At 74.3% G+C, this 6527-nt stretch carries 6 protein-coding genes and 1 pseudogene; 6 read left to right on the top strand and 1 reads right to left on the bottom strand.

All coding sequences use genetic code 11. The features are described from left to right. Nucleotides 1–511 (top strand): annotated as a pseudogene (locus tag ABT354_RS07700) (DEAD/DEAH box helicase); the annotation flags it as partial. A gap of 140 nt (nt 512–651) precedes the next feature. Then, entirely contained in the window at nt 652–1533 is an 882-nt protein-coding gene (locus tag ABT354_RS07695; protein WP_351490415.1) for an alpha/beta fold hydrolase, read from the top strand. A gap of 472 nt (nt 1534–2005) precedes the next feature. On the opposite strand, the gene ABT354_RS07690 is transcribed toward ABT354_RS07695, so the two are convergent. Beyond that, nucleotides 2006–2542, bottom strand: a complete 537-nt coding sequence (locus ABT354_RS07690; RefSeq protein WP_351490413.1) for an HPP family protein — start codon at nt 2540–2542, stop codon at nt 2006–2008. 245 nt (nt 2543–2787) lie between these two features. Here ABT354_RS07690 and ABT354_RS07685 point away from each other — a divergent pair, with 245 nt between their 5' ends. From ABT354_RS07685 to ABT354_RS07670, 4 genes are all read left to right on the top strand, one after another. After that, nucleotides 2788–3435: a CGNR zinc finger domain-containing protein gene (locus ABT354_RS07685; RefSeq protein WP_351490411.1), complete on the top strand. Its 648-nt coding sequence runs from the start codon at nt 2788–2790 to the stop codon at nt 3433–3435. 363 nt (nt 3436–3798) lie between these two features. Then, complete coding sequence (locus tag ABT354_RS07680; RefSeq protein WP_351490409.1) at nt 3799–4704, top strand: LysR family transcriptional regulator; 906 nt, start codon at nt 3799–3801, stop codon at nt 4702–4704. 506 nt (nt 4705–5210) lie between these two features. After that, nucleotides 5211–5633, top strand: coding sequence for a cupin domain-containing protein (locus ABT354_RS07675; RefSeq protein ID WP_351490407.1), 423 nt, complete (start codon nt 5211–5213; stop codon nt 5631–5633). 113 nt (nt 5634–5746) lie between these two features. Beyond that, nucleotides 5747–6424, top strand: coding sequence for a cobalamin B12-binding domain-containing protein (locus ABT354_RS07670; RefSeq protein WP_351490405.1), 678 nt, complete (start codon nt 5747–5749; stop codon nt 6422–6424). Nucleotides 6425–6527 lie beyond the last annotated feature (103 nt).

The following is a 6527-nucleotide window of genomic DNA, read 5'->3' as shown; positions in this document are numbered from 1 at the left end:
TGCCGAGACCGTCGAGACGGCCGAAGGCACCGAGGCCGAGGCCGTGACCGCGACCAAGCCCCGTCGCACCCGCAAGACCGCGGCCACCAAGGCCGTGGAAACCGCGGAGGGCACCGAGGCCGTCGAGACCGTGGCCGAGGCGAAGCCGCGCCGGACCCGCAAGACCGCCGCCGCCAAGGCTGCCGAGACCGTCGAGACGGCCGAAGGCACCGAGGCCGAGGCCGTGACCGCGACCAAGCCCCGTCGCACCCGCAAGACCGCGGCCACCAAGGCCGTCGAGACCGCGGAAGGCACCGAGGCCGTCGAGACCGCGGAAGGCACCGAGGCCGCCGAGACCGTGGCCGAGGTCAAGCCGCGCCGGACCCGCAAGACCGCCGCGACCAAGGCTGCCGCGACCAAGGCCACCGCCACCGCCGAGGCGGCGGAGGACACCGGGGCCGCGGAGGCCAAGCCGCGCCGCCGGACCCGTACGGTCAAGGCGACCGCAGCCGAGGCACCGGCCGAGGGCTGATCGGCGACACCGGCCGTGTCACCCGGCCCGGTCCCCTCCCCGGGGGCCGGGCCGTCGGCGTTCCCGCCCCCGGGGTCCGGCTCCACCGGCTCCCGGGGGCTTCTCGCGCGCCTCCGGCGACCCGTCGGTAACCTCAGGGCATGAGCAGGCCGCCCACTTTCGTCCCGCCCGCGTGCGCCCGGTCCCGTACCCTGCGGACCTCCCGTGGGGATTTCGCCGTCCTCGACGCACGGCCCGCCCCCGGCACGGAGCGCGGCACCGCCCTGCTGCTGCCCGGTTTCACGGGCAGCAAGGAGGACTTCATCGCGCTGCTGGAGCCCCTGGCCGCCGCCGGCTACCGGGTGGTGTCGGTGGACGGCCGGGGCCAGTACGAGACCGAGGGCCCCGACGACCCCGCCGCCTACGCCCAGGAGGAGCTGGCCCGCGATGTGCTCGCCCAGGCCGAAGCCGTCGCCGGGGAGGGCCCGCTGCATCTGCTGGGGCACTCCCTCGGCGGGCAGATCGCCCGCGCCGCCGTACTGCTGGACCGCACCCCCTTCCGCACCTTCACCGTGATGTCCTCGGGCCCCGCCCGGATCTCCCCTTCCCAGCGGGAGAAGGTACGGATGCTGGGCGACGCGCTCGGGGTGATGGGGATGGCGGAGGTATGGGAGGCGATCCAGGCGCTGGAGCCGTCGGAGGAGACCCCCACCGACGGTGCGGACCTGCGACGGCGCTGGATGCTCACCCACCCGCTCCAGCTGATCACCACGGGCCGTCAGCTCTCCACCGAGCCGGACCGGGTGGCCGAACTCGCCGCGCTCGCCTCACTCCCCAAGCATGTGATCAGCGGGGAGGAGGACGACACCTGGCCGGTGCCGCTGATGGACGAGATGGCGGTACGGCTGAAGGCCCGGCGCACGGTGGTCCCCGGGGCCGGTCACTCGCCGAACACCGACCGCCCCGCCGAGACCTCGGCCGCGGTGGTGGCGTTCTGGGACCTGTATCCGCACGACACCGCCCGTACGTCCCCCGCTTCCTGACACCCCGGCGGGCCTCCGGCGCGGCCTCGGGCGGACGGCCCGCGCGGGAGGGACGTACCGGTGGCCGGGCCGTGAGCCCCACGCCCACGGCCCGGCGGAACCCCCGGGGCGGCCACGGGTGACCAGCCCGACCCGCCCCCTCGGTCCCGGCAGCCCCGCCCCCGGGGCGGGCCCGTGCCCCTGCCCCGGACCGGGGGCGGTACCCACCGGCCCTTCCCCGTGACCGCACGGAGAAGCCCATCGGCCCCGGAGTCCGGCCCGGCCCGACCGCGCGGGGGATCCGGCACCTGCCCTCACCCGAGGACGCCCCCGCGCGGTCCTGGGAGTCCAGGGTCCCGGGGGCGACCCCCGGCTGTCGTCGGTCCCCCGGGCAGTCGGGGGGCACGGTCGGCTGCCCGCCCGTACCGGAACGGGCCGACAGCGCGGACCGCCCGGATCCGGCGGTACGGGAGCGTGCGCCATGGGGCGTCGTTCACCACCAGTAGACGGGGTAGCGTTCGCCGCCGCCCAGCCGCGCCGTGACGATCCCGGCTGCCACCAGCAGCAGGGTGCCCAGGAGCAGCAGCCCCAGAAAGAGCGGCGGGGACGGATCGGTGAGGACGACGAGGACCGCGGTGGCGGCGGCCGGGGAGTGCGGCGTACGGGCCACCGCCATCGCGCCGACGGCCACACCTCCCGCGACCGCCCCGGTCCACAGGGAGTCGCCCGCGAGGGCCACGGCGGCCATGCCGACCAGGGCGGAGATCAGCTGCCCGCCGACGACCCCGCGCGGCTGGGCGAGCGGCAGCCCCGGGGCGGCGAGGACCAGTGCGGCGCTGGCGGCGAGCGGCGGTACGAGCACCGGCTGGTCGAGCACGGTGCCCACGGTGACCAGGAGCAGCAGCGCGCCGACGGCCGCCAGGGTGGCGACGGCGATCACGGGGTACGGCGCACGGACCGGTGCCCTGCTCACCAGGGCGGGGCGGAGACGGCCCCCGGGGGCCGGTGCGGAGCGCGGGATGTCGGACACGGTGGCTTCCCTCTGCGGCGGGCCCTGCCGCGGACGCCCCCGGGGCAGGGGGCCGGGAAGGGCTGGGCTGAGCGGGGCGGTGCCGGGCGGGCTGAACGCGTGGGCGCTGGGGCGCCGGGGACTTCCAGGGTATTTCAGGGCATTCCCGGGGCCTCCTGGGGCGGAAGACCCATGGAACTAATGGAAGCACAAAGCGTCACTCATTAGATACACCTCTCTTTCGGCCAGGCGGGAAGATAGGGACCATGGGCGGCAGCACACAGAGGCGATCACCGGGCTCGGACCCCGACCATCTCCCGCTGACCGGGGAGCCCTTGCCCCTGGAGCTGGTGAACACCACATTTGTCCATGGGGGGTTACGGGGCCGACTCGTGGACGCGCTGGCGGCCCCGGCCGCGCTGACCGGCTGGTTCGGCTCCCGGCGGGCGCTGTTCAGCCCCGCGCTGCGGCCCCTGCTCGACGCCGCCGGGGCGCCGGACGCCGCCCAGGTGGAACGCTGCCGGGAGCTGCGCCGGGCGCTGCGCGACCTCTGTGCCGCCCGGGTCGCGGGCGGCGCCCCGCCCGCCGGGGCCACGGCCGTGGTGAACACGGCGGCGCGCTCGGCCGCGCCCTGGCTGGAGCTGGGCACGGGCCCCGGCTTCACCGCCGTGCCGCACTGGCCCCAGGGCGATCCCGTCCTGACCGCGCTGGGTGAGATCGCGCTGGCGGGGGTGGAGCTGCTCACCGGGGAGCGGGCCGGGCTGCTGCGGGCGTGTCCGGCGCCGGCCTGTGTCCTCTACTTCGTCCAGGGGCATCCACGGCGCACCTGGTGCACCCCGGGGTGCGGCAACCGGGTCCGGGTGGCCCGGCACAGCAGGCGCACCCGGGGCGGCGACACCTCCTCGGCCGGCTGACGCCCCTTCCCCGCCGGACGGCGCTCCACTCCGGTACCGGCCGGGCGCTCCCCTCCGTACGGGCCGGTGCCCCCGCTCCCGCCGATACGGGCGATCGGTCGTAGCGATATCTCCGGACAGATTCGATGTTCTGGTTCACGCACGTGAACCCCGGTACGTGAGCGTACGTTCCCCGTGAGAAGACAGGCAGGGCGTCCGGGGGCACGGACGGCCCGCATCGCTCAGGAAGGGGAGCGCCGCGCGGACCGGGGGCGGACGGAAGGGAAACGAAGAGAAAAGGAAGGGAATCGGATCGATTCGGTATCAGCCCCGGGCGGGCTGATCCTCGCGTGACTGGGGCGATGTGTGACATACGATCTTTCGATGTATCAGCTGCGCACCTTCCGGGAAGTGGCCCGGCTGGGCAGTTTCACCAAAGCGGCCCGGAGTCTGGGGTACGCGCAGTCGAGTATCAGCGCGCACATCCGCGCATTGGAATCCCATGTCGGCTTCAAACTCCTCCAGCGCATGCCGCACGGGGTACGGCTCACCGCGGCGGGCGAGATCTTCCATGATCACGCCTTGCGCATATTCCATGTCATGGACGAAATGGCCAGCGCGCTGAATCCGACCGGCGAGATGGCGGGCCGGGCTTCGGTGGGCGCGTCGGCCCTGTTGCTGGAGTCCCGGGTGGGCTCCCTGGTACGGGAGTGCCGCTACCGCTATCCCCATGTACGGGTCTCCCCCCGGCAGCTGTCGATCTCGGGCGCGACCGAGGCGGTGCGGACGGGAAGCGTGGATGTGGCACTGGTCCACGGTGACCACGGGGTGCAGGAGCCGCTGCCGGTCGGGGTGATGGTCCGGGAGCTGCCGCCCATCGAGGTGGTGCCGGTGGGCCGGACGGCCCTCGCCCGCGCGGGCGACCGTGCCCAGGCCCTGGCCGGCGCCCGGGTGCTGGTGGTGGACCCGGACTGTGTCTCGCACCAGGTGCTGGCCACGACCCTGCGCGAGGCCCATGGGGTGGACGCCCCCCTGGTCGAGGCGGGCTCGGTGGGCGGCGCGCGGGAGCTGGCCCGCAGCGGGTACGGGGTGGCGATGCTGCCCGTCGAGTCGATGTGCGGGGGCGAGGAGTGCTACGGACTGGCCGTGGTGCCGGGGCTGCCCCGGGTACGTCTCGGGGTGCGCGCGCTCTGGTCGGACCAGGCGATGGCGGCGGTGGCGGCGGTCTGCGGGGTCGCGGAACGGGTCGGCAGGGAGCGGCAGCCGGTGGAGGCGGTGGAGTTCGCCTGAGCCGATCGGAACGACACCCGGGAATCCGGGCCTTGCGGCGCGATTCCGCTAAAGTCCCGCTGGAGCGCACCGCGTTCGTTTGATTCCAATCGAATTTCGTTTGAGCCCGGATGTTCCCCGCGGAATTTCCGACCGGACGCGCACGGCCGGAAATCACACCAGGCGGGGAGCCGTGGCGGTCCCTCGTACCGGCTCCCCGCAACCGCCTTTCCGCCGCCCATCGGAGCTTCCGATACCACCGATCGGCGAATGAACGGACCCCGCCCTGTGCAGCGTGCTTAACGTGGTGCGAGGGGTCGGAAGTTCACCGCCCGACGGGTTTCCGCCACGGGGCACCCCGGGCGGACGGCCCCGGGCGGCAGCCGTCCATGACCCCGGCCCGGGGAATCCGGGATGCCGGGGATATCCGGTGCACCCCATGAATCCGGAGTACCCGGGGAGCCGGGTTCGGGGTCCCCGGGAAATCCACAAGGTCCGCACAGCCGAAAGGACGAGGGGAGAGAACGATGACGGAGAGCGCTCACGGCGCCATATACATCGCCAATGTATTCCGCAACGGTTTTGAACTGACCGATCTGGACTGGGTGGCCTGGCAGGAACCGGGACGGGTCGGCGTCGAGCACTGTGTGCTGTGGTCGCCCGGCCCCGGCGAGGTCTCGACCGGGCTGCTCCTGCGCTTTCCCCCCGGCGCCCACGGCGACTTCCATGAACACCTCGGCCAGGAGCTGATGCTGGTCCTCGACGGGGTCCTCGACCACAGCGACGGCATGTCCTACGTCAAGGGCGATCTGGTGGTCGAGGGGCCGGGCACCCGTCATCAGATGTCCAGCCGCACCGGCTGCACCGTGCTGGCCATCCGCACCCGGCCCGCCGAGGCGCGCGAGCCCGAGGGGCCCGTACGGCCCGTGGGTGTCATGGCCGCCCCCTGACCGGCGGGGGCGGGGTGCCCGACTCCACCCGGGCCCTCCGCCCCCGTCTCCGCGGGCCGACCGGCGGCGCGTCAGCGGGCGCCGCCCCACGACCGACCGAAGGAGCATCAGCGTTGTCCACCTCACGACGTCAGAAGCGTTCACGGGGGGCGGCCGACCGCCGTGCCCCGGCACCGCACGCACCGGGCCGGCACCGGTCGACCGAGCCGGGAAGCCGCCCCGGCCCCCTTCCTACCGGACAGCGGGTCCTGGTCTCCAGCGTCTCCTCCGACGCCCACACCTGGAATCTCGTCTTCCTCCAGCTGTTACTGGAGGAACTCGGCCACCGGGTGACCAATCTGGGCTGCTGCGTTCCGGATGAGCTGCTCGTCGACACCTGTCGCCGTACCACCCCGGAGCTGCTGGTCATCAGCAGCGTCAACGGCCATGGCGCCCGTGACGGGGCACGGGTGGTCCGGCTGCTGCGCGCCCAGCCCGATCTGGGCGGACTGCGGGTCGTCATCGGCGGCAAGCTGGGGACCTCTGGCGCGGCTCCGGGCACCTATGAACCGGAACTGCTGGCGGCCGGGTTCGACGCGGTCTTCGAGGACGCGGCGGGGGTCGCCGCGTTCCGCCGCTATCTGGCGCGCGGCGGCGCCGAAGGCCGGACGCCCGGCACCGCCCCCGCCGTCCCGGCCATCTCCGCCGCCTCCGCCGCCTCCGCCGGACCCACTGCCCCCACTGCCTCCGCCGTCCCGGTCGTCCGGGCGTCACGGGCCTCCCGGGCCTCCCTGGGGGCGGAGCTCCGGTGACCGCCGACGGACCGGCCCCGCCCGCCCGCCGCACCGGGCTCCCCACCGCCACCTCCTTCCCCACCGCCCGGTCCGTCCGCGAGACCCCCGCACCCCGCCCCGG

The sequence above is a fragment of the Streptomyces sp. NPDC000594 genome (assembly GCF_040299965.1).
Lineage (GTDB): Bacteria > Actinomycetota > Actinomycetes > Streptomycetales > Streptomycetaceae > Streptomyces.
Note: the sequence above shows the minus strand (reverse complement) of the source record. Positions and strands in the feature narration are given on the sequence as shown.

Coding starts and splice junctions, on each gene's coding strand:
- ABT354_RS07675 (WP_351490407.1), top strand. CDS start 5,211: ATGACGGAGAGCGCTCACGGCGCCATATACATCGCCAATGTATTCCGC.
- ABT354_RS07685 (WP_351490411.1), top strand. CDS start 2,788: ATGGGCGGCAGCACACAGAGGCGATCACCGGGCTCGGACCCCGACCAT.
- ABT354_RS07695 (WP_351490415.1), top strand. CDS start 652: ATGAGCAGGCCGCCCACTTTCGTCCCGCCCGCGTGCGCCCGGTCCCGT.
- ABT354_RS07680 (WP_351490409.1), top strand. CDS start 3,799: ATGTATCAGCTGCGCACCTTCCGGGAAGTGGCCCGGCTGGGCAGTTTC.